This window comes from Stenotrophomonas sp. 71799_Sma (genome assembly GCF_056482505.1).
The window spans coordinates 2,645,244-2,671,234 of record NZ_CM151202.1 but is presented as its reverse complement, the minus strand read 5'-3'; the positions used below and the strand labels follow the sequence as shown (position 1 = coordinate 2,671,234).

General features: G+C 67.5%; 15 protein-coding genes and 1 pseudogene. 11 read left to right on the top strand and 5 right to left on the bottom strand.

Annotation, left to right across the window (positions count from 1 at the left end; translation table 11 throughout):
- The first annotated feature begins 66 nt into the window (after positions 1-66).
- Both ACZK4Z_RS12350 and ACZK4Z_RS12345 read left to right on the top strand, forming a co-directional pair.
- A complete protein-coding gene (locus ACZK4Z_RS12350) occupies positions 67-1,257 on the top strand; it encodes a substrate-binding domain-containing protein (RefSeq protein WP_010485337.1) in 1,191 nt (396 codons plus the stop codon).
- 204 nt (positions 1,258-1,461) lie between these two features.
- On the top strand, positions 1,462-13,854 hold the full coding sequence (locus ACZK4Z_RS12345; protein ID WP_478450849.1) for a filamentous haemagglutinin family protein: 12,393 nt from the start codon (positions 1,462-1,464) through the stop codon (positions 13,852-13,854).
- A gap of 344 nt (positions 13,855-14,198) precedes the next feature.
- Here ACZK4Z_RS12345 and ACZK4Z_RS12340 read toward each other — a convergent pair whose 3' ends face one another.
- Genes ACZK4Z_RS12340 through gspH form a run of 3 tightly spaced genes read right to left on the bottom strand, consistent with a single transcriptional unit; the run spans position 14,199 to position 15,615 of the window.
- Positions 14,199-14,813, bottom strand: coding sequence for a prepilin-type N-terminal cleavage/methylation domain-containing protein (locus ACZK4Z_RS12340; RefSeq protein WP_019337766.1), 615 nt, complete (start codon positions 14,811-14,813; stop codon positions 14,199-14,201).
- Positions 14,810-15,172 (bottom strand): type II secretion system minor pseudopilin GspI, encoded by a 363-nt coding sequence (gene gspI, locus ACZK4Z_RS12335; protein ID WP_010485344.1) that lies wholly within the window; start codon positions 15,170-15,172, stop codon positions 14,810-14,812. Before gspI ends, ACZK4Z_RS12340 begins: the two co-directional genes overlap by 4 nt.
- Positions 15,169-15,615, bottom strand: a complete 447-nt coding sequence (gspH, locus tag ACZK4Z_RS12330) for a type II secretion system minor pseudopilin GspH (protein WP_010485346.1) — start codon at positions 15,613-15,615, stop codon at positions 15,169-15,171. The genes gspI and gspH overlap by 4 nt, the downstream gene beginning before the upstream one ends.
- Before the next feature lie 115 nt (positions 15,616-15,730).
- Between gspH and ACZK4Z_RS12325 the strand changes: the two genes are divergently transcribed.
- A complete protein-coding gene (locus tag ACZK4Z_RS12325; RefSeq protein WP_043396221.1) occupies positions 15,731-16,180 on the top strand; it encodes a general secretion pathway protein in 450 nt (149 codons plus the stop codon).
- Between the two features lie 100 nt (positions 16,181-16,280).
- On the opposite strand, the gene ACZK4Z_RS12320 is transcribed toward ACZK4Z_RS12325, so the two are convergent.
- Entirely contained in the window at positions 16,281-16,616 is a 336-nt protein-coding gene (locus ACZK4Z_RS12320) for a hypothetical protein (RefSeq protein ID WP_043396218.1), read from the bottom strand.
- 201 nt (positions 16,617-16,817) lie between these two features.
- On the opposite strand from ACZK4Z_RS12320, the gene ACZK4Z_RS12315 reads away from it, so the two are divergent.
- The 6 genes and pseudogenes from ACZK4Z_RS12315 (at position 16,818) to ACZK4Z_RS12290 (ending at position 23,600) form a co-directional block, all read left to right on the top strand.
- Positions 16,818-18,434, top strand: a complete 1,617-nt coding sequence (locus ACZK4Z_RS12315) for a ShlB/FhaC/HecB family hemolysin secretion/activation protein (protein ID WP_191849470.1) — start codon at positions 16,818-16,820, stop codon at positions 18,432-18,434.
- A gap of 38 nt (positions 18,435-18,472) precedes the next feature.
- Complete coding sequence (locus ACZK4Z_RS12310; protein ID WP_049480972.1) at positions 18,473-20,257, top strand: DUF2341 domain-containing protein; 1,785 nt, start codon at positions 18,473-18,475, stop codon at positions 20,255-20,257.
- A gap of 10 nt (positions 20,258-20,267) precedes the next feature.
- A complete protein-coding gene (locus ACZK4Z_RS12305; RefSeq protein ID WP_005409874.1) occupies positions 20,268-20,681 on the top strand; it encodes an ExbD/TolR family protein in 414 nt (137 codons plus the stop codon).
- Between the two features lie 39 nt (positions 20,682-20,720).
- Positions 20,721-21,384 (top strand): annotated as a pseudogene (gene tolA, locus ACZK4Z_RS12300) (cell envelope integrity protein TolA).
- Between the two features lie 42 nt (positions 21,385-21,426).
- A complete protein-coding gene (locus tag ACZK4Z_RS12295) occupies positions 21,427-23,172 on the top strand; it encodes a putative porin (protein ID WP_053443144.1) in 1,746 nt (581 codons plus the stop codon).
- A gap of 98 nt (positions 23,173-23,270) precedes the next feature.
- Positions 23,271-23,600, top strand: coding sequence for a hypothetical protein (locus tag ACZK4Z_RS12290; RefSeq protein WP_005409871.1), 330 nt, complete (start codon positions 23,271-23,273; stop codon positions 23,598-23,600).
- Between the two features lie 110 nt (positions 23,601-23,710).
- On the opposite strand, the gene ACZK4Z_RS12285 is transcribed toward ACZK4Z_RS12290, so the two are convergent.
- On the bottom strand, positions 23,711-24,109 hold the full coding sequence (locus ACZK4Z_RS12285; RefSeq protein ID WP_049480979.1) for an OsmC family protein: 399 nt from the start codon (positions 24,107-24,109) through the stop codon (positions 23,711-23,713).
- A gap of 191 nt (positions 24,110-24,300) precedes the next feature.
- Here ACZK4Z_RS12285 and ACZK4Z_RS12280 point away from each other — a divergent pair, with 191 nt between their 5' ends.
- Positions 24,301-24,804: an RNA polymerase sigma factor gene (locus ACZK4Z_RS12280; protein ID WP_010485363.1), complete on the top strand. Its 504-nt coding sequence runs from the start codon at positions 24,301-24,303 to the stop codon at positions 24,802-24,804.
- Between the two features lie 82 nt (positions 24,805-24,886).
- Positions 24,887-25,843: a FecR family protein gene (locus ACZK4Z_RS12275; protein WP_430371388.1), complete on the top strand. Its 957-nt coding sequence runs from the start codon at positions 24,887-24,889 to the stop codon at positions 25,841-25,843.
- Positions 25,844-25,991: the final 148 nt, after the last annotated feature.

Here is a 25,991-nt window from a genome sequence, read left to right as displayed (position 1 = left end):
GCAGGCGTGTAGTGACCGTTCCTCCCTTGGTGTTTCCCTTCGCAGTAAACCCTTCAGGAGAAGATCATGAACAAGTACAAGACCCTGGCCGCGCTGGTTGCCACCGCGCTGCTGGCCACTGCCGGTGCCGCTTCGGCCCAGACCGCCGTCACCGGCGGCGGCGCCTCGCTGCCGGCCGACCTCTACAAGGGTTCGGCTGACAGCATCCTGCCGGCCAACTTCAGCTACGCCGTGACCGGTTCGGGCACCGGCAAGAAGGCCTTCCTGGAAAACAACTCGGCGCTGTTCTCCACCACCGGTACCGTGCACTTCGCCGGTAGCGATTCGGTGCTGAGCAGCACCGAGCTGAATACCTACAACAGCACCTACAACGTGTCCGGCGATGCCAACCGCTACGGCGCCCTGGTGCAGATCCCGTCGGTAGCCACCTCGGTCACGATTCCGTTCAACAAGGCCGGTTCGGCCGTTGACCTGTCGGTGACCCAGATCTGCGGCATCTTCTCCGGCAAGATCACCAGCTGGTCGAGCATCGACAGCGCCCGCAGCGGTGCCATCCAGGTGGTCTACCGTGGCGAGAGCAGCGGTACCACCGAGCTGCTGGCCCGCTTCCTGACCAGCGCCTGCAAGCCGGCCGACGTCTCCGGTACCGCGCTGAAGCTGACCAATGGCGTGCCGGCTTTCTCGGTGCAGTCGACCTTCGCCAACCTGTTCACCACGGTTCCGTCGAACTTCGTCGCTGCCCCGGCCACCGGCGGCACCTCGGTGTACAACGCCGTGTACGCTGCCGATGGCCGCATCGGCTACGTCGGCCCGGACGTGATCCCGAGCCTGACCGACGCCACCAAGGTCGCCAAGGTCAAGGGTTTCTCGCCGGACGAAGTGAGCGTGCAGGCGACCTTGGAAACCGTCGCTCCGCCGACCGATGCCGCCGCTGAGAACCCGGCCAACTGGGTGCCGGTGTTCGGCAACCCGAACGCGGGCTACCCGATCGCGGGCTACACCAACTTCGTGTTCGGCCAGTGCTACAAGAACGGCACCGTGGGCGCCAACATCCGCGGCTTCCTGACCCGCCACTACGGCAGCACGGTGATCAACGGCGTGGAGCAGGGCCCGAACGACGCCGCCATCCGCGCGCACAAGTTCATCCCGCTGACCAAGGCCTGGCGTGATGCGATCCGCACCCGCTTTGCGACCGCCACCAACGCCGGGGCCGTGAACAACCCCAGCACCTGCTCGGGCATCGGCCGTCCGCTGTAACTGCGATTGCTTTGGTAGTTGCAGGAAACGTACAAGGGCGCCGGCAGCAATGCCGGCGCCTTCTGCGTATGTCCGCTGCATGACAGTGATGCGCCTGTCGCCTTCACGCCGCCGCCACCGTCTATGAGGTGCAGGGCGTGCCTGGCGCAGGCCCATCCGTACACGCCGCCGCCAGCGCGGCCCATCAGGTTGACGAGGTCCCCGATGTCGCACCCGCATTCGCCCACCGCCCGTTTCCCTGCTGCCCTGTGGCGCAGCCACCCGATGGCCTGGGCCGTCGCAGTGGCCCTGGGCAGCGTGGTGGCTCCGGCCACTCAGGCCCAACAGGCGTTCAGCCCCGGCTGGTTCGCCGAGCGCGGTGCGGCGCAGGGCGCGGCCGCACAGAGCGGGCGCATGCCCAATGGTGTGCCGATCCAGTTCCAGCTACCCGCGCAGCAGCAGGATGCGGCACGGCAGAAGCTGCAGCAGTCGATCGACAACCTTGGTACGGCCGCGCAGGCCATCGCCCTGCAGCAGCGCCTGCAGGAACAGGCACGGCAGGCGCGCCGCGAGGCGGGATTCGTAGTGGCCGATGGCCTGGGCAACGATGGCCTGAAGGTTGACGAGAATCCGTTGACGCGTGGCTGGATCAATGCGCGCGACGCGATCCAGTCGCAGGCGGCCGACGGGCGGGTGCTGGTCAACATCGAGCAGACCGCCGACCAGGCGATCCTGAACTGGGAAACCTTCAACATTGGTGGCAACACCACACTGAATTTCCTGCAGAACCCCGACTGGGCCGTGTTGAACCGGGTCAATGATCCCGCCGCAAGGCCCAGCCAGATCCTTGGCCAGCTGAAGGCCAATGGCACGGTGTTCGTGGCCAACCGCAACGGTGTGGTGTTCGGCAACAACAGCCAGGTCAATGTCCGCAATCTGGTGGCAGCGGCCGCACGCATCAGCGATGCGCAGTTCCGCGAGCAGGGCCTGTACAGTGCCGACGCGAACACCTCGGCGCTGACCGACGCCGTGGGCAAGGTCATGGTCGAACGCGGTGCGCGCATCACCACGCACGAACCGACCACGGCTACACGGGGCGGCGGTTATGTGCTGCTGGCTGGCCACAGCGTGGAAAACGCGGGCCAGATTGAAACCCGCAAGGGACAGACCCAGCTGGCCGCCGGTGACAGTTTCGTGATCCGTCGCGGCGTGGGAACCGCCCAGAACACCGCGTCCACCACCCGCGGCAATGAGATTGCCCCGCGCTTCGTCGCTGACAGCACGGCGGGCAGTGTTCGCAACAGTGGTCTGATCCAGGCGCGCGAAGGCGATGTCACGCTGGCCGGCCGCACCGTCGAGCAGGCCGGCGTTGCGGTTGCGACCACCACGTTGAACCAGCGCGGTACGGTGCACCTGTTGAACTCGGCGTCCGATGCGGCCGGCAGCGTGACCCTGGCCGCCGGCTCGACCACGGCAGTACTGCTGGAAGACGATGGCAAGAGCACGGCGCTGGACAGCCAGCGCAACGCGCTCATCAAGGAATCGGCCGAGCAGGACAAGCTGCGCGGTTCCAGCAACAGTGGCACCTTCGACAATCTCTCGCGCCTGCAGGACCGCCGTGAGCAATCCCGCATCGAAGTCGTCTCCGGCGGCGATGTGAACTTCCAGGCCGGTTCGCTGGCGGTGGCCACCGGCGGCCAGGTGATCGCCGACGCCAGTCGGCGCAGCTATCTGGATGATGGCGCGCGCGTGGACGTCTCCGGTGCGGTGGGTGTGCAGGTGGCGATGGAAAGCAACAACGTCAAGGTGAAGGTGCAGGGCAATGAGTTGCGCGATTCGCCGGACAACCGTGACAGCGGCAAGCTGATCAGCAGCGAGGTGTGGATCGACCGCCGCCAGTTGACCGAAGTTGCCGCCGGTACCGGCGGTTATGAAGGCACGCGCTGGTATGCCGGCGGCGGCCTGCTGGAAGTGGGTGGCTACCTGGACAATCAGGGGCATTCGATCAGCGAATGGGCGGCGCAGGGCGGCACCGTCCAGCTGGCAGGCAAGGAAGTGGTCAGCCACGCCGGTTCGCGCATCAATCTGGCCGGTGGCAGCCTGGATGTGCAGTCCGGCGTGGTGCAGCAGAGCTGGCTGCGGGGCCGCGACGGGCAGTTGTACCGGCTTGATGATGCACCGGCCGAGATGCTGTACGACGGTCTGTACCAGGGCTATGAAGTGAAGCAGGAACGGTGGGGGATGACCGAATCGTTCCGCAATCCGCTGGTGGCACCCACCCAGCGTTTCGACAATGGCTATACCGTGGGACGCGATGCTGGCCGCCTGTTGATCTCGGCGCCCACGACCGTTCTGCAGGGCCAGGTGGATACGGTGGCCTTCCAGGGCGCACAGCAGACGCGCCGGCCCGATCAGGAGCAGGAGGGCTACGCGCAGGCACAGACGGCGGCGGCCCGCAACGCCCAGCTCTGGCTCGGGCGTTTCGACAACAGCGGGCGCAGCGCGGTGTTCGACTCGAATGTCCGCATTGGAGCGCTCCAGGCCGACACCCGGCCGTGGACGCTGCAGGCGCCAGTCGGGGAAGCACAGCGCAATACCGTGTGGTTGGACAGTGAGGTGCTGAGCGCCCAGCGATGGGGGCAGGTGGACCTCGCATCGGCCGGTCGTATCGACCTCGATGGCACGCTCAGGTTGCAGGAGGGCGGCCGGCTTGGACTCACCGCAAGCCGCGTCAACTTTGGTGGAACGGTGCAGATTGCCGGCGGGCAGGTGGAAGCCGGAAATCTGCTTGCGGCGCTTGGCGGGCCCACGGCATTGCTGACGTCCGGACGTGGTGCGGTGGATGTTGCGGCCGGCGCACGGATCGATCTTGGCGGCGGTTGGGGCAACGCGCTTGCTGCGCCGGATGGCGGTCCCGCACAGGCGTGGATCGACGGCGGACAGGTGCGCTTCAACAGCAGCCACGACATCCATGTGGGCGAGCGGGCCGCGATTCTGGTCGATGCCGGCGGCGCGATCGATGCCAGTGGCAAGGGGCGCGTAGGCAAGGGTGGCAGTGCCAGCCTGCTCGCGGCCAGCACCGAGGTTGGCACTGACGGCAGCGGACGGATCCGTATCGGCGAGGACGCACGCTTCAGCGCGCTCGGCAATGGCAGCGGCAACTTCACGTTGGCAACCGGCGGTGTGGTGTCCATCGGCGCGCCTGGCACGGATGCATCGGCGGCGTCGCTGCGATTGCAGCCAGCACTGTTCAGGAGTGGCTTCGCCGGCTATGACATCGCCGGTCACAACGGCTTGACGGTTGAAGAGGGTACCCAGCTGCAGGTCGAACGACCGGCGCTGCGCCTGGCCGAGGGCGCACAGCAGGCACTGGCCCGCGAGCAGGGCGTTCAGGCCTGGACGCCGTCGCTGTATGAGGCGGATCCGGCCAGCGGGCGTGTATCGCAGCGCGGCGGCGCGAGCTTGGCACTGCGCGCAGGGCATCTGCTGTCCACGGCCGATCTGCGCGTTGGCAAGGGTGCAAGGATCGAGGTCGATGCCGGCCAGTCGATCGAACTGTTCAGCGCCGGCAACCTGGACGTGGCTGGCGGTCTGAAGGCGGCCGGCGGCCGCATCCGCCTGGATGAGGCATTCGATCCGTCGGGCGTACGCGGCGATGCACGCCGCGAGCGCCAGTGGACAATCGCTGAAGGCGCACTGCTTGACGTGAGTGGCGATAGCGTTTCCCTGCCCGACGCGCGCCGGACATTGCGCGGACAGGTGCGCAAGGGTGGAACGATCGAGATCGGGGGGGCGCTGGACTGGGAAGACCAGGACAACGTACGCCACCTGCCGCCCGATACCTTCGTGGTGGTGGAGCGCGGTGCGCGGCTGGACGCGTCCGGTGCTTCGGCGCTGCTGGACATTGATGGCAGCGGGCGCACCCGGGTGGACAGCGATGGCGGCAGCATCGTGCTGCGCGCGGGCAATGCGCTGTACCTGCAGGGCGAACTGGACGCAGCAGCGGGCGGCGACGGCGCGCGCGGCGGCACCCTCGGTGTTGCCTTTGGGGGCGGCACCTACGGCAGAACGGCAGTGGGCAAGGACGTGCTGGCGCCGCGGGTGATCTCGCTGACCCAGCACGCCGCGCAGACGGCGGACCTGCCTGCACGCCTTGAGTACGGCCATGCGGCACTGTCGGTGGAGCAGATCGAGGCCGGTGGTTTCGATCATCTGGCCCTGTTCGGCGACTTCCGCGCCCAGGGAGATGTCAATCTGCGCATGGACCAGAGCCTGCGCATCCATGGCATGAATGAGCGCGCCCTGGGGTTTGCGGAAGGCAACAGCGAGGGCAGCCGCCTGTTGCTGAGCGCGCCCTACGTGCGCCTTGCGCAGGGACGCTGGTGGCAGCCGGCGGGGGAGGGCACGCTGCGGCCGGTCGAGGCGCGGTTCGACGAAGGGAAGCAACATCGTTTCGATGTGAAGGCGAACCTGATCGACCTGCGCGACGTTAGCTGGCTGGCGGGCTTCGACCATGTCAACCTGGACAGCCGTGGCGACATCCGCCTGCTGGCACCGGGAGCCAGCAGCGCCCAGGAAACTTCGTTGTCGTCCCCGGGTTCGATCGATATCAGTGCAGCCCGTCTGTACCCGGCGGCCCGGGCGCGCGGGCGCATCGTCGCTGGCGTTGCGGACATCGGTCCGTCGGGACAGCCTGCCTGGCAGAACCCGGAGGCTGTATTGCGCATCCACGGCGTTGGCAGTGCCACGCAACCGGCACCGGATTCGGCATTCGGCCGCCTGGAACTGGTCGCGGCGACGGTGGTGCAGGGCGGCAACGTGCAGGCGCCGTGGGGCCGCGTCCAACTGGGTGGCGGTGAAAGAAACACCAATCGCGCCAGCCGCGTCGACCTGCTGGGTGGCAGCGTGACCTCGATCAGTGGCGCCGGCCTGGCGCTTCCGTTTGGCGGTACCGTGGACGGTGTGACATGGCGCCGGAACGGCGCCGAGTTCGATGTGCTGGTTCCTGGATCGATCGATGCCCCGATCGGTGTGGACATCGTCGCCAACGCCTTCAACGGTGCCGCAGGCAGCATCGTGGATGTCTCCGGCGGAGGTGAGTTGACCGGCGCTGCGTTCGTCGCCGGGCGCGGTGGCTCGGTCGATGTCCTGCGGCATTCGTTGGCGGATGCCAATCCACGCTATGGCTTCAGTCGCGCGGGCAATGCGGTCTACGCAATCGTGCCGGGCCGAGCGGACGTGCAGGCACCGCTGGCGACCGGTGACGGCAGCGTCGATCCCCGTGTCGGCCAGGAGATCGTCATTCCGGACGGCGTGCCTGGACTCCCGGCGGGAAACTACACGTTGCTGCCGGCGAACTACGCATTGCAGAAGGGCGCATTCCGCGTCGAGATCGGCGCCGAGAGCGCGCTGGGCAACGTCTCGCCGGTGGCGACCGGCACCGGCTCCTGGCGCATCAGCGGGCACCGCGCGCAGGGCCTGGGCGGGGCGGTGTCGCCGTTGCTCACCGACCTGGTGCTGACACCAGCGGAGGCGGTTCGCCGCCACGCCGGCTACAACGAAACCTCCTACAACGCGTTCGTGCAGGGCGTGGCCGAGCGGCGTGGCGAAGCGCTGCGCTGGCGGACGGTGGATGCCGGGAGCCTCAACCTGGTGTTCGGTGAAGGCGCAGGACGGTCGGGTACCCCGGCGGCAACCTTCCTCGGCCTGTCCCGCTTTGGCGCCGGCAGCAGTGACGGGCTCGGCGGCACGCTCTCGGTCAATCTGCGTGTCTCCAATGGTGCAACGCTGGAGATCGCCAGCGAGGGCGCCGATGCCGCCAGCGGGCGCGGCGCTACCGTCTCCGATACCACGCTCAATGCATTCCGTCCGGTAACGATGCTGATCGGCGGCACGCTGCGGCGCGATGCAACCACCTATGCGCTGGAGGGCGGCGCACAGCACATCGTGGTGCGCAACGGCGTCAACCTGACGGCGCAGGAAGTGCTGCTGTCGGCCGCGTTCGGAGGCAGGGGTATCCTGGTCGAGCAGGGCGTTTCGATCGACACCCTGTCCCAGTCGGGCCCGTCGAGCGTGGCGCAGCCCACGGCGCCCTACCTGGTCGCGGGCGGCCTGCTTGCCGTGTCCAACCAGCGCCTGACGGCGCTCAGTGCACAGGGCGGAAGTGCCGGCGGGCCGGTAGCGATCGACATCGGCGGTTGCGAGGCGGACTGCAGTGGGCAGACCCGCTTGCTGTCGGCGGGCAGCATCAACGTGGTCACCGACGGCGCCTTGAACATGGGTGACTCGCTGAGCTATGGCACGCGCCAGCTCGGCCTGGGCATGTCCGCACTCAACCTGGGCAGCACCGAGGCCATTGCGATGGCGTCGGCGGCCGGCGGCCTGCCCACGGGCATGACCATGAACCAGGAGGTGCTGCAGCGGTTGCTGCGCGGAAACACCGCCATCGGCGCTCCCGCACTGGAGGCGCTCAGCCTGACCGCGCGTGATGCCATCAACGTGTTCGGCAGTGTCGACCTGGATACGCGCGATGGCGCGACCGGTCGCAGCAGCCTGCGCAATCTGGTGCTGGGTGCGCCGGCCATCCACGGCTATGCTGCCGCCACCGACCGCGCGCGCATCTTCGCCGACACGCTGGTCTGGGATGGGACATTGGCCGGCACCGACCTGCCCGGCGGCGAGCTGGCACAACCGCCCGGCGAGGCGATGGTGGGCCGGCTCGGCCAAGGGCAGCTGGAGATCAATACACGGGTGCTGGAACTGGGGCGTGCGCCGTTCACCCGCCCCAACTCGTCTGTGGCGGCCGGTCGCCAGGTGCTCGGCTTTGCCGGCGTTACCCTGGCAGCGTCGGACCGCATGCTGTTCTCGGGCAAGGGCAGCCTCGATGTGTTCCAGCAGCAGGGCGACTATCTGCCAGGCAGCGGCTGGCAGTTCAGTGGCGGCGCGCTGGACATCGTCACTCCCCTGCTGACCGGTGATGCCGGTGCGCAGCTGGCAATCCGCAATGGCGGTACGGTGCAGCTGCGCGGCGCCGCGGCGACCGCGGGCAGCGATGCGTTGGGTGCCGAGTTGTCCATCACGGCCGAACGCGTTGTGATCGACAGCAGGGTGGCGTTGGCGTCCGGCAGGTTCGAGGCCAACGCACGCCAGGGCGTGGTGCTTGGCAGCAATGCAGTGCTGGACATGGCAGGGCGCAAGGTCAGCCTGTTCGACGTGGACAAGTACAGCTGGGGCGGTGACGTGGCGCTGTCGAGCCGCGAAGGTGACATCGTTGCCGACGCGGCGTCGCGGATCGATCTTTCCGCCCGCAACAACCGCGGCGGCCGCTTGACCGTTGCTGCGCTGGGCCCGCAGGGCGGCCGTGTCGATCTGGCAGGTTCGTTGCTTGGCGGTGCCAGCGGCCGCTACGACGCCGGTGGCACCGAAGTGCCCTATGACGGTGGCGAAGTGGTGGTGCGCGCACGCCAGTTGCAGGACTTCTCCGGGCTCAATACACGGCTTACCGCCGGTGGTATTACCGGTGGCCGGACCTTCCAGTTGAGCGAAGGCGACCTGGTGATCGGCGATGAGGTGAAGGCCCGCAACGTTGATATCAGCGTCGATGGCGGCAGCCTGCAGGTCAATGGCCGCGTTGATGCCAGTGGCGAACAGGTCGGCAGCATCCGCCTGTCCGCCCGCGACGTGCTGCGTATCGATGGCACATTGGACGCGCATGGCAGCGCCTTGCGCGTGGACAGCTACGGCAAGATCATCGACAGCCCGAACCGGGCCATGATCGAACTGACCTCGGCCAACGGCAGCCTGCAGTTGGGTGCGGCTGCCTCGATGGACCTGCGCGCCGGCACGTCGGTGGCGACCGGTAGCGGCCCGGGCCAGAACGACGCCCGCGCGCGCGGCAGCGTCAAGCTCAACGTGCCCCGCGTGGGCAGCAACGATGCAGCAATCGAAGTGGCCAGCGGCATCCGCATTGCCGGCGCCGGCGACCTCCAGGTCAACGCCTTCCGCAGCTATGATTCGGCGCCTTTGGCCAGCGCTCCGGACGTGCATGGCCATCGTCCGCAGGTGATCAACCAGCAATGGTTGGATACGGTGGTGGATCCGGACAACAGCCAGTGGATGAACGCCGCGCTGGCCAATACCGTATTGCAGCAGCGCATCTCCGCACTGGGCAGCTATCGCCTGCGCCCCGGTGTGCAGATCATGGCGCGAACCAGCAGTGACAACCCGCGCGGTGATCTGGTCGTGGCCGGTGATATCGATCTGTCCGGCTACCGCTACGGACCGCAGTCGAACCGGGCCGATCCTGCGCGCCGTGGCTTCGGTGAGTCGGCCGCGCTGGTACTGCGTGCCGAGGGCGACGTCAATGTCTACGGCAGCATCAACGATGGGTTCGCGCCACCGCCTGCCAATCCCGATGAAGACGGCTGGGTGTTGCTGGAAGGACGCAGTACGGGTTCACCGAACACCGCGTTTGGCGGTGACCTGATCGTGCCGGGCGAGGGTGTCCAGCTCCAGGGCGGCACCGAGTTCCGCGCCGGTGCCACGCTGAATTATGCGCTGCCCTTCGAGGCGGTAACCCTGCCGGCCGGAACCGTGCTACCGGCGGAGATGGTGTTGTCCGGGCCGCTGCTGCTGCCGGCCGGTACCGTGCTGGGCGCGGTAGTGACCACAGGCAGCGGACAGGTGATGGTGGCCGGCACCGTGCTGGCACAGGCGCTGGCGTTGCAGTCCGGTGCCCGACTGGGTGCCGGTTTCCGCCTGCGCACGCCGGCGCCGTTGGCCGCACAGGTGTGGCCGGCCGGCGTCGCCCTGCCCATGGCGATGAAGCTTTCAGGCGCGCTGAACCTGCATGCCGGTGCGATCATCCCGTCGATGACCAAGGTGGAGCTGCCAGGCGATGCACCGGTGAAGCTGCGGGCGGCCGATGCCAGCGGACGCCAGGGCCGCAACTGGGCGCTGGCGGCCATGCTGCCCGAAGGCACCACCTCGTGGGACCTGACCGCGGTGGCCGGTGCTGATACGACCGCCGCCGATCCGCGTACCCGGCGCTGGGGGAGTGACGGCAGCATCGTGCTGGCCGACAGCCACTACAGCACCATCGGTACGGTGACCACGACGACGGAATGGAAGGGCGACCGCGTGATCACCGTGGATGGCTCGCTGGATCTATGGGGCGATGAGTCGTGGGTCGGAAAACCCGTAGCGGATCTCGCTCGGGAGCTTGGCATGACCGAGAGCGATGTCTGTGATTCCGGACCCTACTGCGGTCCGGCCCCGCGCCTGGTCGACAAGGAAGGCTCGTTGGCATGGTGGGGCGATGAATCGTGGGTCGGCCGCCCGGCTACGGAACTCGGGGCCGAGATGGGCATGTCGGAGGAAGAAATCTGCGCGGCGATGGGCTACTGCTATGGCGGCGGCACGTTGACTGAAGTCACGACCTATGGCAAGCGCCTGGGTGCACCGGCCTGGAGCGTCCTGCGCACCGGCAAGGGTGACCTGGCGCTGCTGGCCGCGCAGGATGTGCGCATGAAGTCCGGTTTCGGTGTGTACACCGCAGGTGCGCCGACGGCGCTGGGTGATGGCCGTGACACGCAGTTCACCCCGGGGCGGGCCCCAGTGCCCAGGAACACCGCGCTGCTGGGCCCGGTCCAGGCGTCCGGCCGCTACGATGCCGCCATCGCCACTTACCAGGCGTGGTATCCCGACCAGGGTGGCAATCTGCACGTGCAAGCGGGCCGCGATATCACCGGTGATACCTGGAGCGCGCGCGCAGAGGCGGGCACGCCGCAGCGCGACCAGGCCGGGCATTCCAGCGCCGCGGTGGGCAACTGGTTGTGGCGCCAGGGATCGGGCACGACTGCTGGTGTAGTGCAGAGCGCAACCAGCTGGTGGATCAATTTCGGTACCTACAGCACGGTGGGCCCTGAGCTGGATGCGACGCCTCGCTTGGTCGGCTTTACCGGTTTCGGCACGCTGGGCGGCGGTAATCTGTCCCTGGAAGCAGGCCGCCACTCGGGCGTGATCGCGCCGATGGGCAATGCTCTGGGATTGTTGACGGCGCCCCATTCCAGCGCGATCGTCGCGGCGGTCGGGTCGACCGGACGGGTCAGCAACGGTGAATTGCATCTGACGGGGGGCGGAGACCTGACGCTGCGAAGCGGCGGAGCGGTCAACCCCGGCCTGCGCGCAAGCGCGCAGCAGCCCGAAGGTTTCCAGCAGGATCTGGATCTCAACGGCACCGTGACCAATCTACGCGGCAGCACGCTGCTGCAGGCGGCGCGCATCGGCGGTCTCAGCGCGATACAAAGCAGCTACGGCACGTTGGGCCTGCACAATCCGTTCGTGGCCGACGCACCCGTTGCGATGGCCGGGCCGGTGCTGGTGCTGGGCGATTCCACCGCCCAGGTGCAGGCGCGCGGCGATGTGGTACTGGGTAGTGCCGCCGATCCCGGCCGGGTTCCCGTGGCCAATTTCAACGATATCCTGCTGGAAGGGGGCGGCCACGCGTCGGGCACAAGCTGGTTCTCGCTGTGGACGCCGCGCACCGCGCTCGACCTGTTCTCCGCAGGCGGAAATCTCTCGCCGGGCCTGGTTGGCACGCAGCACACGACCGGCAGCAACCAGGGTAGGGAGGTGATCAGGATCAACCCCAGCAATGGCGATGCCTATCTCAACTACTGGTTGTATCCCTCCCGGTTCACGGCCATCGCGGCCTCCGGGAACATCAATCTCGCCAGTCTGCGCAGTGGCAGCGTGCCCGATGCCCAGGACGTCATCGTGCTGGCGCCCTCGGCGTCGGGTCGGCTGGAGGTATTGGCGGGAGGATCGATCCTGGCTACCGACCGGGCCACTCAGATTGTGCGCTCAAGCAGTGATGCCCGTGTCCCCGGCCCATTCAATCCCGGCTTCATCGCGCAAGGCCCCGGAAACGCAGGAACCGTGCGCAGCAATGTACCCGCGGACGGGAACGGCGCCAGTCCTGGCACTACGCTGCCGTACTTTGCCTTCGGTCCCAATACCGCGCTCGGCGTGCTGTTGCCAACCACACCGACCGTGGCCAGCCGGTTCTATGCAGTGGCCGGCGATATCATCGGGCTGGGAAGCGGCGACAGGCGGCAACTGTCGCGCAATGCCGAGAACGGCGCGCGTACCGTATTCGACTGGTACGAAGCGGGCTCGGCGGTACAGCTGCGCGCCGGTCGCGATGTGATCGGCGCGGATGTCACCGCGCTCAACACCAGCGGTACCGATATCAGCGGGATCGAAGCGGGCCGGGACATCATCCGCAGCAACCTGACGGTTGCCGGCCCCGGCAACGTCGAAGTGAGTGCGGGCCGGCAGCTGCGCCAGGAAGAGGCCGGAAGCATCGTGAGCCTGGGCGGCGTCGTGCAAGGCGATGCCCGTCCCGGCGCCAGCATCGCAGTGACTGCCGGCAACCAGGGCATTGATTTCGATGCACTGCGCACGCACTACCTGGATCCGGCCAACCTCGCCGATTCCTCGCAGTCGTTGGCTGCGCAGCCGGGCAAGGCGGTGAAGATCTACGACAAGGAGTTGAGGGAGTGGCTGCAGCAGCGCTTCGGTCTGGCGGTTGATGGCGCCGAGGCCCTGGCAGCATTCGACCGGCTGCCGAAGGAACAGCAGCGCATCTTCCTGCGCCAGGTCTACTACGCCGAACTGCGTGAAGGTGGCCGCGAGTACACCGATGCCGAAGGTCCGCGTTTCGGTTCTTACCTGCGCGGCCGCGAGGCCATCGCCACGCTGATGCCGGACAAGGATGCGACGGGGGCGACGATCCAGCGCACCGGCGACATCCTGATGTACGGAGGCTCCGGCGTGCGTACCGAAGCCGGCGGCAACATCGAGCTGATGGCGCCGGGCGGACAGATCGTGGTGGGTGTGCAGGGCGTGGTGCCGCCGGCCAGTGCCGGGCTGGTGACCCAGGGGCAGGGTGACATCCGTCTGTTCAGCCAGGACAGCGTTCTGCTGGGGCTGTCTCGGGTGATGACAACGTTCGGCGGAGACATCCTGGCCTGGTCGGAGCAGGGTGACATCAACGCCGGTCGTGGTTCGCAGACCACGTTGTTGTACACGCCACCGCGTCGCGTCTATGACGGCTGGGGCAACGTGATCCTGTCGCCGCAGGCCCCGGCCAGTGGTGCAGGTATCGCAACGTTGAACCCCATTGCCGAAGTACGACCGGGCGACGTCGACCTGATCGCGCCGCTGGGCACCATCGATGCGGGCGAGGCTGGCATCCGCGTCTCGGGCAACATCAACCTGGCCGCGCTGCAGGTGCTCAATGCCGCCAACATCCAGGTACAGGGTGAAAGCAAGGGCCTGCCCGTGCTGGCCACGGTGAACGTCAACGCGCTGGCCTCGGCCAGTGCAGCAGCCAACAGCGCCAGCCAAGCGGCACAGGATGTGATGCGCAAGAGCCAGGATGATGCGCGGCGCAACCAGCCTTCGGTGATCAGTGTGCAGATCCTCGGCTTCGGCAGCGGCACCAGCAGCATCAACCCGCCGGCGCGTGGCAATACTGCCAACGCTGGCTATGACGCCAACAGTGCCTTCCAGTTCCCGCAGGCAAGTCGCGACGAGGGCACGCAGCGCCGGTAGGCCTCTTGCAAGCGTGCCGACCAACGGTCGGCACCAAGGTAGATCCACGCCTTGCGTGGATGCGATCGGGCCGGAAGAACGGACAGCATCGGGCCAGCCGCCACGGAGCGGTGGCGGCCCCAGCCAGGACGGCACGGAGGGCAGGGAGCGGCCATCAGCGGTGAGGACCACCGACACAACGCCGCCGGGTGCAGGAGAGTGCCCGGCGGCAGGCGGGGGGATCCATGCAATGCGCGGATTCCGGAGCCAACAACAATGCCGACCAACGGTCGGCACCCACCAAGGCACGGTCGGCACCCACCGTAGATCCACGCCGTGCGTGGATGCCTTGCCTGGGAAGAATCCTAAAGCTCCAGCACCCGCCGGTAACTCAGCGGCCCACGCCCATCGCGCAGGCCCAACCGCAGTTCAAGTCCGGTGGCCGGCATTACCTCGCCTTCGCTCGGCAACACGGCCCATCCCGTTCCTGGCTGCCAGGCCCGCACCTCGAACCGCTGTACCTCGCGCGCCACGGCAATGCCCTTCGACAGATCCGGCGCCGGCAGGGGATACCGATCCGTCGCTGCGCCGCTGGCCCGCCAAAGCGTACTTCCCTGCCGCCACCAGCGCACCCGCTGCCAGCGCAGCCCATCGCTGCCGACACTGCGGGTGATCTCCAGCGCGAAGCTCCCATCCGGATGCCGCTCGCTCACCAGCGAAGGCGGCAGCAGCCGCTGCGGTTGATCGGCCGGCCGCACTGCACCATTCATCAACGCATCGTCTGCGCGCATTTCGATATCACGCTGGAACTGCTGCAGCACGCGCAGCGCCGTCGTGGTCTCGGCATCGGCCTGGCGCAGGCGCTGGTCGCTGTTGGCCACGCTGTCGAGCGCCCGCCAGCAGATCAGTGCCAGTACGCCCATGATGGTGATCGCAATCATCACCTCGATCAGGGTGAAGCCGCGGACGGCGCGCCTCATTGCGCCGCCGTCCATGGCAACTGCATCCGCGCCAGCGACTGCCGAGGAGCGTCCTCGGCAACCACACTCAGTTCCACCTGCGGCTGGCCATCGTTGCCCGTGCCCAGATGCTGAAGCACCAGGAAGCTGCTGCGCCCCTGCACACAGCGTTGCCGGGCATCCTGCGGTGCCTGTCCGCTCAGGCGCAGTTCCTGCCAGCGATCCTGCGCACACAACAGTGCCAGGCGACGATCACGCAGCCGTGACTGATCGTCGGTCGCCACTGCCACCGAGCGCATCACCGCCGCCAGTGCAATCGATACGATCGCCAATGCGATCAGCACTTCGATCAGGGTGAATCCGCGCGCCGCCTGCTTCATTGCACGACCTGCAACTGTCCGCTGCCATCATCACGAAGGCGCAGTTTGCGACCCTCCAGCGACAATCCAAGCTCCCAGGCGATACCGATCCACTCCGGGCTCAGCTCAATGGGGTTGGCGGGCTGCACCGCAATGCCCGTTGCCTGCCACTTCTGCGGACGCAGCAGATCATCGTGTTCAACGGTCACCCAACCGCTGCCTTCGCGGCGGCTGAAACGATAGCCGTTGGCGTCGGCCTGCCAACGCAGGGGGCGGCCATCGATGCGCGCCTCATCGCGCGCCACCTGCAGGCGCTGCGCCAACCGCTCGGCTTCCTGCCGCAGCTGCCGGCCCGGGTCGAGCAGGCTGCCCAGGCCCAGCCCGATTCCGGCCGTGCAGATGCCGATGATCACCAGCACCACCATCAGTTCCAGCAGGGTGAAACCACGCGGCACGCGCTGCATCGACGTTGCCTCCTGTCCGGGTCGATAGCTGCCAGCGTAGGCCGGCATGATGAAACAAAAGCGTCAGCCACAGCTGCTAGCGTGGGCGGACACGAACGTGGCGGTGGTGCGGAACATGGATGGCAGGCGCTGGGATCGCAATCGCATACTGACCCTGCTGGCGGCGACGCTGCTGCTGGCCGTGGTGGCCTATTGGGGTGTCACCCTGTCTGCCGTGGCGCCAGCGGCCGCGGCCAGCGAGGCGAAGGCCGTGGCGCCGGTACGGCCGATGTTCGATGCAGTGGCTAGCCTGCCGCTGGTGCGGCTGCTGTCCCCCGGTGCAGTGCAGACCGAGGTGGTGGTGCTGGGCGTGATGGCCGGTGACCATGCGCCATTGGCCCTGCTCTCGGTGGATGGACGCCCGGCGGAAGCGTATGCGCCCGGCCAACGGCTCGGACCTTGCACGGTGCTGGCCAGCATCAGTGCCAGCGCGGTGGAACTGAACCAGGCCGGGCAATCGCGCAGCTTGCCGGTGCCTGAGCTGCCGCCGGTGCCGATCGATGGCATCGTGCCGGCCGCACTGTAGAGCCGAGCCTACGCTCGGCTGCGCCTGGAAAAACAGTCGAGCATGGCTCGACGCTACAGAATCCTGCCGGGCTGGGGCTTTGCACCGCGACTGTGCAGGCTCAGCGCGCCGGGCGCTGCGGTACCACCGAACGACCAAAGGCCTCGCCCATGCGCTGTCGTGTGCCTTCCAGGTTGTACTGCATCAGTTGGTTGCCGGGCTGCCGCATCAGGCGTTCGGCCTCCGGCAGCGCCGGTGATTTCGCCGTTTTCGATGCCGGCGCAAGTTTGCGCTGCAGGCAGTCCCAGGCCGGAATGCGCTCGCCATTGACCTGTACTTCGATGCAGGGCGCGGCGCCTTCCTGCTTCTTCGCCTCGTCGGCGCGAAGCGGGGCCAACACCAGCAGCAACGCAAGGGTGAGGGCAGCGCGCAGCTCCATTATCAATGATTCACGCATCTCGAACTTCCCGCGGCAATCGACGTTCTGCAATGAAGACGTGTGGCGAAGGCAGGGTCCGCCTGCGTGCGTTGCGGCGCTGTCAAAAGATGACAGTGCTGTCATAAAACTGTTGGCGGTTTTGACGCGGCGTGCACGTCCTGTTGGTAGACCCACGCGCCGCTCCATGGCCATTACCTTCGATACGACGCGATGCCTTCGATGACTCCTGTTCCGTGCCGAGCCGTCCGCCTTCCCTTGCGCCTGCATCCCTTGGTGCTGGCCCTGGCCGCGATGCCGCTGCCGTTGTTCGCGCAGGAGGCAGCGCCTGCGCCCAGCGTGAACATCAATGAATACATCGTACGTGGCAATACCGTGCTCGATCCGCGCCAGATCGAGCGCGCGGTCGAGCCCTTCCTCGGCCCGGGAAAGACCCTGGCCGATGTCGAGAAGGCACGCGATGCAGTCAATGCGCTGTACCAGCAGGCGGGCTACCAGTCGGTCTATGTGGAGCTTCCCGAGCAGCAGGTCAGTGGTGGCGTGGTGCTGCTGAAGGTACAGCAGACACCGATCGGCCAGCTGCGGGTCGTGGGAACGAAGCACGAATCGCCCGAGCGCATCCGCGAACGCGTACCAGCGCTGGCGGAAGGCAAGGTACCGGACTTCGACCAGGCCCAGAAAGAACTGACCGCGCTGAATGAGGGCGGGCGTCGCCAGGTGATGCCGCTGGTGCGCGAAGGCCAGGTGCCGGGCACGATGGATGTGGACCTGCAGGTCGAAGAAAAGTCGCCGTGGCGTGCCAGCGCGTCACTCAACAATGACCACAGCGCCGACACCGAGAAGCTGCGCCTGAGTGCATCGCTGGCCTACGACAACCTGTGGAAGCGCGGGCACAGCGCCAACATCGGCGTGTATCTGGCACCGGAAGACACCAAACAGGCCAAGGTGTTCTCGGCCTCGTACACGATGCCGTTCGAAGGCACGCCGTGGAGCCTGGAAGCGTCCGGCTACAAATCCGACAGCCGCGTGCTGAACGCGGGTGGGCAGGGCGGCGCCGGCAGCGGTACCAATGTGATCGGCAATGGCCATTCAATCGGTGTCAAGCTGAATTACCGCCTGGCGGGCAGCAGTCAGTGGTGGCGCCAGCTCAGCCTTGGTGTGGATTTCAAGGACACCGAGGAAGATACCCAGATGGGCAAGGACAGCCTGAAGACGCCGCTGAAGTACGCGCCTATCACGCTGGCCTTCGTGGGCGTGCGCCAGGGCGAGCAGGATCAGCTGAGCATCAACACACAGCTGGTTGCCGGCACCCGCCGCCTGTTCGGCTACGGCAGCGACGCCACCGCCTTCGGCCAGAAGCGCTATTGGGCCGACCCGAGCTTCGTGGCCTTCAAGGCCGACGTGGCCAACACCCACACCTTCGGCAACGACTGGCAGTGGTACGCACGTGGCTTGCTGCAGGTGACCGACGCGCCGCTGGTGTCGGCCGAGCAGTTTGCCGCCGGTGGCATGTACACCGTGCGCGGCTATCTGTCGGCCGAGGCGATCGGCGACTACGGCGGCCTGGCCAGCCTGGAATGGCGCACCCCGGCGTGGTCGCTGTGGAGCGGCACTGATCTGCGCGTCTACAGCTTTGCAGACGCGGCCTACCTGCGCCTGCGCCAGCCGCTGCCCGAGCAGCGTGACAAGTACAACCTGGCCTCGGTCGGCCTGGGCGCGCAGATGCGCCTCGGCGAACACCTGCAACTGCGCCTGGACTACGCCTGGCCTTATGCCGATGGCCCGGTCACGCGCAAGGACGACCCGCGCCTGCATTTCAACATCAGCACCAGCTACTGACCCTTCCCTTGAACATGCGTTCTCCGGAGACCCTTCGCATGGACCGTTTGCTTTCCCGAGTGTTGTTGCTGCTGGCCGCGCTGGTTGCGCTGCCGGTCGCTGCGGCCGATGCCAATTGGTGGCAGGCCGAATGGAAATACCGCAAGCCGATCACCGTCGACGCCGGCCCGCAGGGCGCGGGCCTGGCCGGTGACCCGGGTCGCACGCCGCTGCTGCTGCGCCTGCATACCGGCAACTTCGGTTTCGACGGCACCCAGGAAGCGGGCAACGACCTGCGCTTCGTCTCGGGTGATGGCCGCACCGTGCTGGCCCACCAGATCGAACAGTTCGATCCCAAGCTGGGCCTGGCCCTGGTCTGGGTGGACGTACCGGCGGTCAGCGCCGCAGCACCGCAGACGATCTGGATGTACTACGGCAACGAGAAGGCCCCGGCCAGCGGCAATGGCCAGCAGGTGTTCGACCCGGACTACACGCTGGTCTACCACTTTGCCGAGGCCAATGCGCCGGCCCGCGACACCACCGCCTATGGAAACAACGCTGGGGCCGTGGCGCCGCCGTCGGAAGGCTCGGTGATCGGCCGTGGCGTTCAGTTGGGCGCAGCCCCGCTGCCGCTGCCGGCCAGCGCATCGCTTGCGCAGGAGGCGGGCGCGCCGCTCACCGTCTCGGCCTGGATCAAGCCGGGCAGCAACAACGCCGCACAGGCGATCTACGCCCGTCGTGACGGTGCTTCCGAACTGGTGCTGGGCATCGAGAACCGGGTGCCGTTCGTGCAGCTCAATGGCCAGCGCAGCACGCCGGCACAGCCGATTCCGGAAGGGCAGTGGGCGCATGTGGCGCTGACTGCGGAGAAGGGCGCTCTGCAGCTGTACCTCAATGGCCGCGTGGTCGCACAGCTGAGCGGCGAATTGCCGGCGCTGGGCACCGCCCCGGTGGTGGGCGCCGATGCTCCTGGCGCGATGCAGCCGCTGGCCAATTTCGAGGGCGCACTGGATGAGCTGCGTATCTCGCGCGTGGCACGACCGGCGGCACTGCTGCTGGCCGATGCCACCGCACAGGGCGCCGACTCGCGCCTGATCAGCTACGGTGCCGACGAGCAGTCCGCCGGTCAGAGCCACTTCGCCTTCATCCTCAAGGCAATGCCGTTCGACGCCTGGGTGGTGGTGGCGATCCTCGGCCTGATGATGCTGCTGTCGTGGGCGATCATGATCGCCAAGGGGCGCCACTTCGGCCGCACCAGCAAGGCCAACGCGGTGTTCACCGAGAGCTTCGGCAAGTTGTCCGGCGTGCCGCTGCGCACCCTGTCCGACATGGACCGCCAGGGCAAGGCGCCGACCGCGATGCACGACGGTTCGCTGTGGCGGATCTACCAGGTGGCCATCGATGAAATGCAGCAGCGCCACCAGCGCGATGGCAACAGCGGTTACCTCAGTGGCGCCACCATCGCCGCGATCCGCGCCTCGATGGATGCGGTGATGGTGCGCGAGCAGGAAGCGATGGCACGGCGCATGAACTGGCTGTCGACCACCATCGAAGGCGCGCCGTACGTGGGGCTGTTCGGTACCGTGATCGGCATCATGCTGGTGTTCGTGGTGGCGGCGATGGCCGGCGCGGTGGACATCAATTCGGTGGCACCGGGCATGGCCGCGGCGCTGCTGTGTACCGCAGCCGGCCTCGGCGTCGCGATTCCGGCGCTGTTCGGCTACAACTACCTGGGTGCACGTGCCGAGGCGATCGGCGCCGACATGGCGGTGTTCATCGACGAGTTCGCCGCGCGCCTGGCCGAAGAGCAGGACGGGCGCGGCCCGGCCGCGGTCCAGGGCTGAGGGGCGCGCCATGGGCCAGAAGGCGAAGTTCGGCATCAAGAAGCGCGAGAAGGGCATCAACGTAACGCCCTTCGTCGACGTGCTGCTGGTGGTGCTGGTGATCTTCATCCTGACCAGCAACGCCTCCATCCCCGGCATCGAGGTCAACCTGCCGAAGGCCAGCAACAGCGTGGCACTGGAGAAGCCGAAGACCAAGGCGATCACCATCGACCCCAGTGGTCAGGTGTTCCTGGATGCCTATCCGGTGACGATGGCCGAGCTGGAAGACCGCCTGCGCACCGAGCGCGCGACCACGCCGGATTTCCCGGTGATCGTGCGCGGTGACGCGCAGGTGCAGTACGCCCGCGTCGTCGAGGTGCTGGACCTGCTGCGGCGGCTGGAGCTGGCCCAGGTTGGCCTGGTCACCGGCAAGGCGCAGGGCTGAGGCATGACGGCCCATCAATCCCCTCGGCCGGAGCCCGGCATGCGCGGTCGTCAGTTGCTGGTGACCGTCGCGCTGGTGCTGGCCGCCTTGCTGGTGCTCGGCATCGCCGTATGGTGGATGCTGTTCAAGGACACCGCCAGCACCCGCAGGCCGGTGGTGCAGCCGCCGATGCTGGCATTGCCGCCCCCCTCCGCCGCCGCCACCGCCGCCGGAAAAGCCACCGGAGCCGGAGACGCCGCCGGAAGAGACCATTCCCGAGCCGGAGCCGCTGGATCAACCGACGCCGGCGGAAGAGCCGACGCCGACCCCGGACAACGCCGACCCGGTGACGATGAATGCCGATGCGCAGGCCGGTGGTGACAACTTCGGCATCCAGTCCGGCAGTGGCGGCGGTTCATCCGGCGTGGGCCGTGGCGGCGCCGGCAATGCCACCTATGGGCGCTATCTCGGCTACCTGATGCAGCAGGCGATCTCGCGCGACGACAAGGTCAAGCGCCTGGCGTTCCAGCTGCAGGTGAATGTGTGGCTGTCCAACGATGGCCGCCTGGAAAAGGTCGAACTGGTGCGTGGCAGTGGCAACGAGGAGGCCGACGCGGCCGTGCTCGATGCGCTGCGACGCATCGGCAAGGTCGACCAGGCACCGCCGCCGTCGCTCGATTTCCCCGCCCGCGTGCTGATCCAGGGCCGCCGGCCCGGGGCCTGATTCCCGACCTCCGTGATTTCCCTTCTTTCGATGAGAACCGTGATGAACGACCACGTCCGCGCACGAACCGACTCCCGCCGCCCGCGGCCGGCCCGACGGGCGCTGCTGTGCTGCGCCGTGCTGCTCAGCCTGGCCACCCCGGCCGGTGCGATGGCCGCAGAAACCACCATGGTCAAGCTGATCAAGGGCCTGATCGCCAGCGGCGCGCTGAAGCCAGAAGACGGCCAGGCACTGCTGGTGCAGGCCGAGGCTGAAGCAGCGGCCGCATCGCGCACTACGACCACCGCACCTTCGGCCGCCAGCGGTGGCGTGGCCCTGGAGGCCGGCGACGTGCGCGTGCCCTACGTGCCGCAGAGCGTGCGCGACGGCATTCGTGACGAAGTACGCCAGGACGTGATGGCGCAGGCCAGGTCCGAGGGCTGGGCGGCACCGAACGAAGTGGCTGAGTGGACCAAGCGCATCAAGGTGACCGGTGACATGCGCGTGCGCAGCGAGTCGCGCTTCTATTCCGAGCGCAACAGCGACATCGTGAGCAACTGGTCGTCGATCAATTCCGGCAACGGCTTCGACACCAACACCAACACCAACCTGCAGCTGCCGCCGCTGCTGAACACCCGCCAGGACCGCCGCAACCTGTGGCGCATCCGCGCCCGCCTGGGCATCGAGGCCACCATCGGCCAGCACACCACGGCCGGCGTGCGCCTGGCCAGCGGCAGCAGCAATGGCCCGGTGTCGACCACCGAGCAGCTGGGCGGTGGCCTGAGCAAGAAGGACGTGTGGCTGGACCAGGCCTGGCTGGCCTACAGCCCGGCCGACTGGGTGACGGTGCGCGGCGGCCGCTTCGGCAATCCGTTCTGGACCAGCGACACGCTGTTCTCCAACGACCTGAACTTCGACGGCCTGGCCGCCAACCTGCAGCATGACTTTGACGGTGGTGACCTCGGCCTGTTCGCCAACCTTGCCGTGGTACCGCTGGAGTACACCTCCGACAGCGCGCCCAGCCAGAGCCGGGTCAAGACCCCGAACGAGAACAAGTGGCTGTCCGGTGCACAGGTCGGCATGAACTGGCGCTTCAACGACGACAATGCGCTGCGTGCCGCACTGGGCTACTACGATTTCAAGAACATCAGCGGCCGCCTGTCCTCGCCGTGCGCGCTATATGCGGGCGCGGTGGGCTGCGATACCGACTGGTCGCGCCCAGCGTTCATGCAGAAGGGCAATACCCTGATGCTGATCCGCGACATCGCGCGCAATCCGCTGGACCCGGCCAACACGCCGACCCCGCAGTATGTCGGCCTGGCCTCGGCATTCCGCCTGGCCACGCTCAACCTGCGCTGGGATACGCAGCTGGCCCAGGGCATCGGCCTGCGCCTGGATGGCGACTACATCCGCAACCTGGCCTACGACAAGCAGGCCATGTTCAGCCGCGCCAACAACGGCATCGTCAACAACTACGGTGCCGGTGGCGCCGCCAGCATCGATACCTTCCGCAGTGGCGACACCGCCTGGATGGTGCAGGCCACCTTCGGCGCCACTGACCTGAAGGAGAAGGGCCAGTGGCAGGCGCTGCTGGGCTACAAGCATATCGAGGCCGATGCGCTGCCGGACGCGTACAACGACCCGAACTTCCACCTCGGCGGCACCAACGCCCGTGGCTACTACGTGGGCGGCGCCTACGCGCTGGATGCGCGCAGCTGGATCAGCGGCAAGTGGATGGCGGCCAAGGAAGTGTCCGGTGCGCCGTTGTCGATCGACGTGTTCCAGCTGGAGTTCAATACCGGGTTCTGAGTGGCGGGCGTGATGCGGATCACGTCGTGCGTGGCGGGGGCGCAGCGATGCGCCCGTCTAAGGAAGGGAGACCACGCGTTGTTCAAAAGGAGGAGTGGATGAGCCGTCGCAAGCTGTTCGAGAGTCCTGAACCGTCCAGCCAGATGCTGGGTGTGGGACCGGCCTATGTTTCAGTGGAGGGGCTGCGCCAGCACCTGGCCGAGTTCCTGCTGTATGCGGGCCGGCCTGTGGTGATCATGCGCGGGCGCAGCGAAGTAGGCTATTTCCTGCCGGCGCGCTGCTGGCGCCAGCGTGACGATGATCCGCTGGCGGCGGCCGCCGCCGACCAGCTGCTGGATGCGGCCGGGTTCCAGGCCGAAGACATCCAGCAGGTGGAGCAGGAATTCAACGCGATGCGCCAGCGCACCGTGCTGCATTCGCGGCGCTGAGTGGCCGCCGGGCATGGCCCGGCGCTACCCGATGGCCCCGCGCCGCTCCGGTAGCGCCGGGCCATGCCCGGCGAGCGTCGTCTGTAGATCCACGCCATGCGTGGATGGGGTTACGCTGCAGCCCCACGCTCACTGGTGATGCGTGCACCTTCGCGCATCACCAGGGTCACCGGGGTCTTTTCCACCACCTCCAGCAACCGCTGCCACTGCGCATCGCTCAGCTCGGCGCTGGCATGCAGCACGCGGTGCACGTGGAAGCGTCCATCCGCGTCACGTTCCGAGCGCAGCTCGGCATGGAATTCGCCCAGCTCCCAGCCCTTGCGCTGCGCGTACATGCGCAGGGTGATGGCGGTGCATGCCGCCAGCGAGGCCAGGTACAGGTCGAACGGTGCGAAACCCTTGCCCTGGCCGCCCAGCGAGGCGGGCTCGTCCGCATCCACATCGAAGCTGCCATTGCTGATGTGGTGCAGGTAGTTGTCGGCGGTCGAAACAATGCGTGCGTAGGCCATCGGGATCTCCTGTTGTCTGTAGGGCCGAGTCATGTTCGGCCAATCCCACTGTGGCGTCGAGCCATGCTCGGATCTGCCCTGCATGGATGATGTGGGCGGCGGCGGCTTGCCGCCTGCGGCCCGGCAGCCCACAATCCACGTCCGGACCGTCGCCATCACGCCCATCATTCCCCGGTCCGGCCTTGGCACCTATGTCTCCCAATGCCCTGGCGCTGGTCGAACTGCTGATCCGCGAGCGCCGTGCGCTGTCTCGCTTCATCGCGCGCTACCTCGACCCGGCCAGTACCGAGGACACGCTGCAGAACCTGTACCTGAAGGCCAGCAGCGTACCCGGCGATCCGCCCATCCTGGAGCCGCGCGGCTATCTGTACCGGATGGCCTATCACCACGCGCTCAACCGCAGTCAGGCCGACGCCCGCGAGCGGCGCGCAATGGCCGCGTACGCCACCGACATGGCCGATGCAGGCCACGACGGTGAGGCACAGGCGCTGGACCAGGCACAGCTGCGCGAGATCACCCAGACCATCCTTGCCTTGCCGGCACAGGTGCGCGAGTGCTTTGTGCTCAATCGATACCTGGGCCTGAGTGAGCGCGAGATCGCCACCCGCCTCGGCATCTCCAAGAGCGTGGTGGGCAAATACGTGCTGCGCGCGGCGCTGCTGATCCAGCAGCACCAGCAGGGAACACGCCGATGAGCTGCGATTGCCGTGGGCAGATCGCGCCCGCCGTTGTCACAACAGGAAAGCGCACCCGTTCGCGGTGCGGCAGGCCACAACCATGACCACGTCCGAACCCTCGCCGCGTCAGGCCAGGCAGGCGTTGCGCTGGGTGATCCGGTGCAGTGCAGGCCCGCTGCCGGAACGCCAGCAACGAACCCTGCAGCGCTGGCTGCGGGCCGATCCGCAGCATGTGCTGGCCTGGCGCCAGCAGCAGGCCTTCTGGCAGGGGCTGGATGCCGCCGGGCCGGAGGTGCTGGCCGCGCTGCCCGAACTGACCGAAGACCGCCAGGGGCTGCGCCCGCTCGCGTCGCGCCGCCGCCTGCCGTGGCTGCTGGCCAGTGCTGCCGCAGTGGTGCTGATGGTTGCCGCTGCGCCACACGCGCTGCTGCTGGCACGCAGTGACCTGCACAGCAGCGATGCACCGCGCATGGTGCAGTTGGAGGACGGCAGCACCGCGGTACTCGACGCCGGCACCGCACTGGCGATTGAATTCGATGGCCAGCAGCGCCACCTTCGTCTGCTGCGCGGCCAGGCCTGGTTCCAGGTAGCGCACGAGGCGCGCCCGTTCCAGGTGGAGGCGGCGGGCGGCCAGATCCGTGACATCGGCACGGCCTTCAGCGTGTCGATGCAGGACACCACGGTCCTGACCCAGGTCAGCGAGGGCGGGGTCGATGTGCGCCCGGGTGATGGCAGTGTGCAGCGCCTGCATGCCGGGCAGGCACGTGTGTTCCGTGACGGTCGCTGGCTGCAGCCGGTGCAGCTGGAAGATACCGCGACCATGGCGCCGTGGCGGCGTGGCGAGGTAGTGATCGACGATCAGCTGGCCGCGCAGGCCATCGCCGATCTGGCGCGCTACCGTCGTGCTCCGGTCTGGGTACTGGGCGGGCAGGGCGCGAGCGTGCGGGTCAGTGGCCTGTTCCACCTGCAGCAATCGGAGACCGCCATCAATGCGGTGGCCGCGCAGGCAGGACTGCGTGTGCAGCGCTTGCCCGGCGGAGCGCTGGTGGTGTGGTGAGGTGCCTGCGGCACAGCGCACAGCGCCCCACATGGAAAAAAAACATGAAAAAACCGTGGGCACTCGCTGTGCCCTGCTGTCTATAGAGGTATAGCCAGAGCGAAACACCGTTTCTCCTCAAGCCAGACATGCCACCGGCACTGGATGT

What these genes read in the sequence shown, in the direction of transcription:
- ACZK4Z_RS12295 (WP_053443144.1), top strand. Translation starts at nt 21,427, where the DNA reads ATGAACGACCACGTCCGCGCACGAACCGACTCCCGCCGCCCGCGGCCG.
- ACZK4Z_RS12350 (WP_010485337.1), top strand. Translation starts at nt 67, where the DNA reads ATGAACAAGTACAAGACCCTGGCCGCGCTGGTTGCCACCGCGCTGCTG.
- gspI (WP_010485344.1), bottom strand. Translation starts at nt 15,172, where the DNA reads ATGAAGCAGGCGGCGCGCGGATTCACCCTGATCGAAGTGCTGATCGCA.
- ACZK4Z_RS12275 (WP_430371388.1), top strand. Translation starts at nt 24,887, where the DNA reads ATGACCACGTCCGAACCCTCGCCGCGTCAGGCCAGGCAGGCGTTGCGC.
- ACZK4Z_RS12310 (WP_049480972.1), top strand. Translation starts at nt 18,473, where the DNA reads ATGGACCGTTTGCTTTCCCGAGTGTTGTTGCTGCTGGCCGCGCTGGTT.
- gspH (WP_010485346.1), bottom strand. Translation starts at nt 15,615, where the DNA reads ATGCAGCGCGTGCCGCGTGGTTTCACCCTGCTGGAACTGATGGTGGTG.
- ACZK4Z_RS12285 (WP_049480979.1), bottom strand. Translation starts at nt 24,109, where the DNA reads ATGGCCTACGCACGCATTGTTTCGACCGCCGACAACTACCTGCACCAC.
- ACZK4Z_RS12340 (WP_019337766.1), bottom strand. Translation starts at nt 14,813, where the DNA reads ATGAGGCGCGCCGTCCGCGGCTTCACCCTGATCGAGGTGATGATTGCG.
- ACZK4Z_RS12290 (WP_005409871.1), top strand. Translation starts at nt 23,271, where the DNA reads ATGAGCCGTCGCAAGCTGTTCGAGAGTCCTGAACCGTCCAGCCAGATG.
- ACZK4Z_RS12325 (WP_043396221.1), top strand. Translation starts at nt 15,731, where the DNA reads ATGGATGGCAGGCGCTGGGATCGCAATCGCATACTGACCCTGCTGGCG.
- ACZK4Z_RS12315 (WP_191849470.1), top strand. Translation starts at nt 16,818, where the DNA reads ATGACTCCTGTTCCGTGCCGAGCCGTCCGCCTTCCCTTGCGCCTGCAT.
- ACZK4Z_RS12305 (WP_005409874.1), top strand. Translation starts at nt 20,268, where the DNA reads ATGGGCCAGAAGGCGAAGTTCGGCATCAAGAAGCGCGAGAAGGGCATC.
- ACZK4Z_RS12280 (WP_010485363.1), top strand. Translation starts at nt 24,301, where the DNA reads ATGTCTCCCAATGCCCTGGCGCTGGTCGAACTGCTGATCCGCGAGCGC.
- ACZK4Z_RS12345 (WP_478450849.1), top strand. Translation starts at nt 1,462, where the DNA reads ATGTCGCACCCGCATTCGCCCACCGCCCGTTTCCCTGCTGCCCTGTGG.
- ACZK4Z_RS12320 (WP_043396218.1), bottom strand. Translation starts at nt 16,616, where the DNA reads ATGCGTGAATCATTGATAATGGAGCTGCGCGCTGCCCTCACCCTTGCG.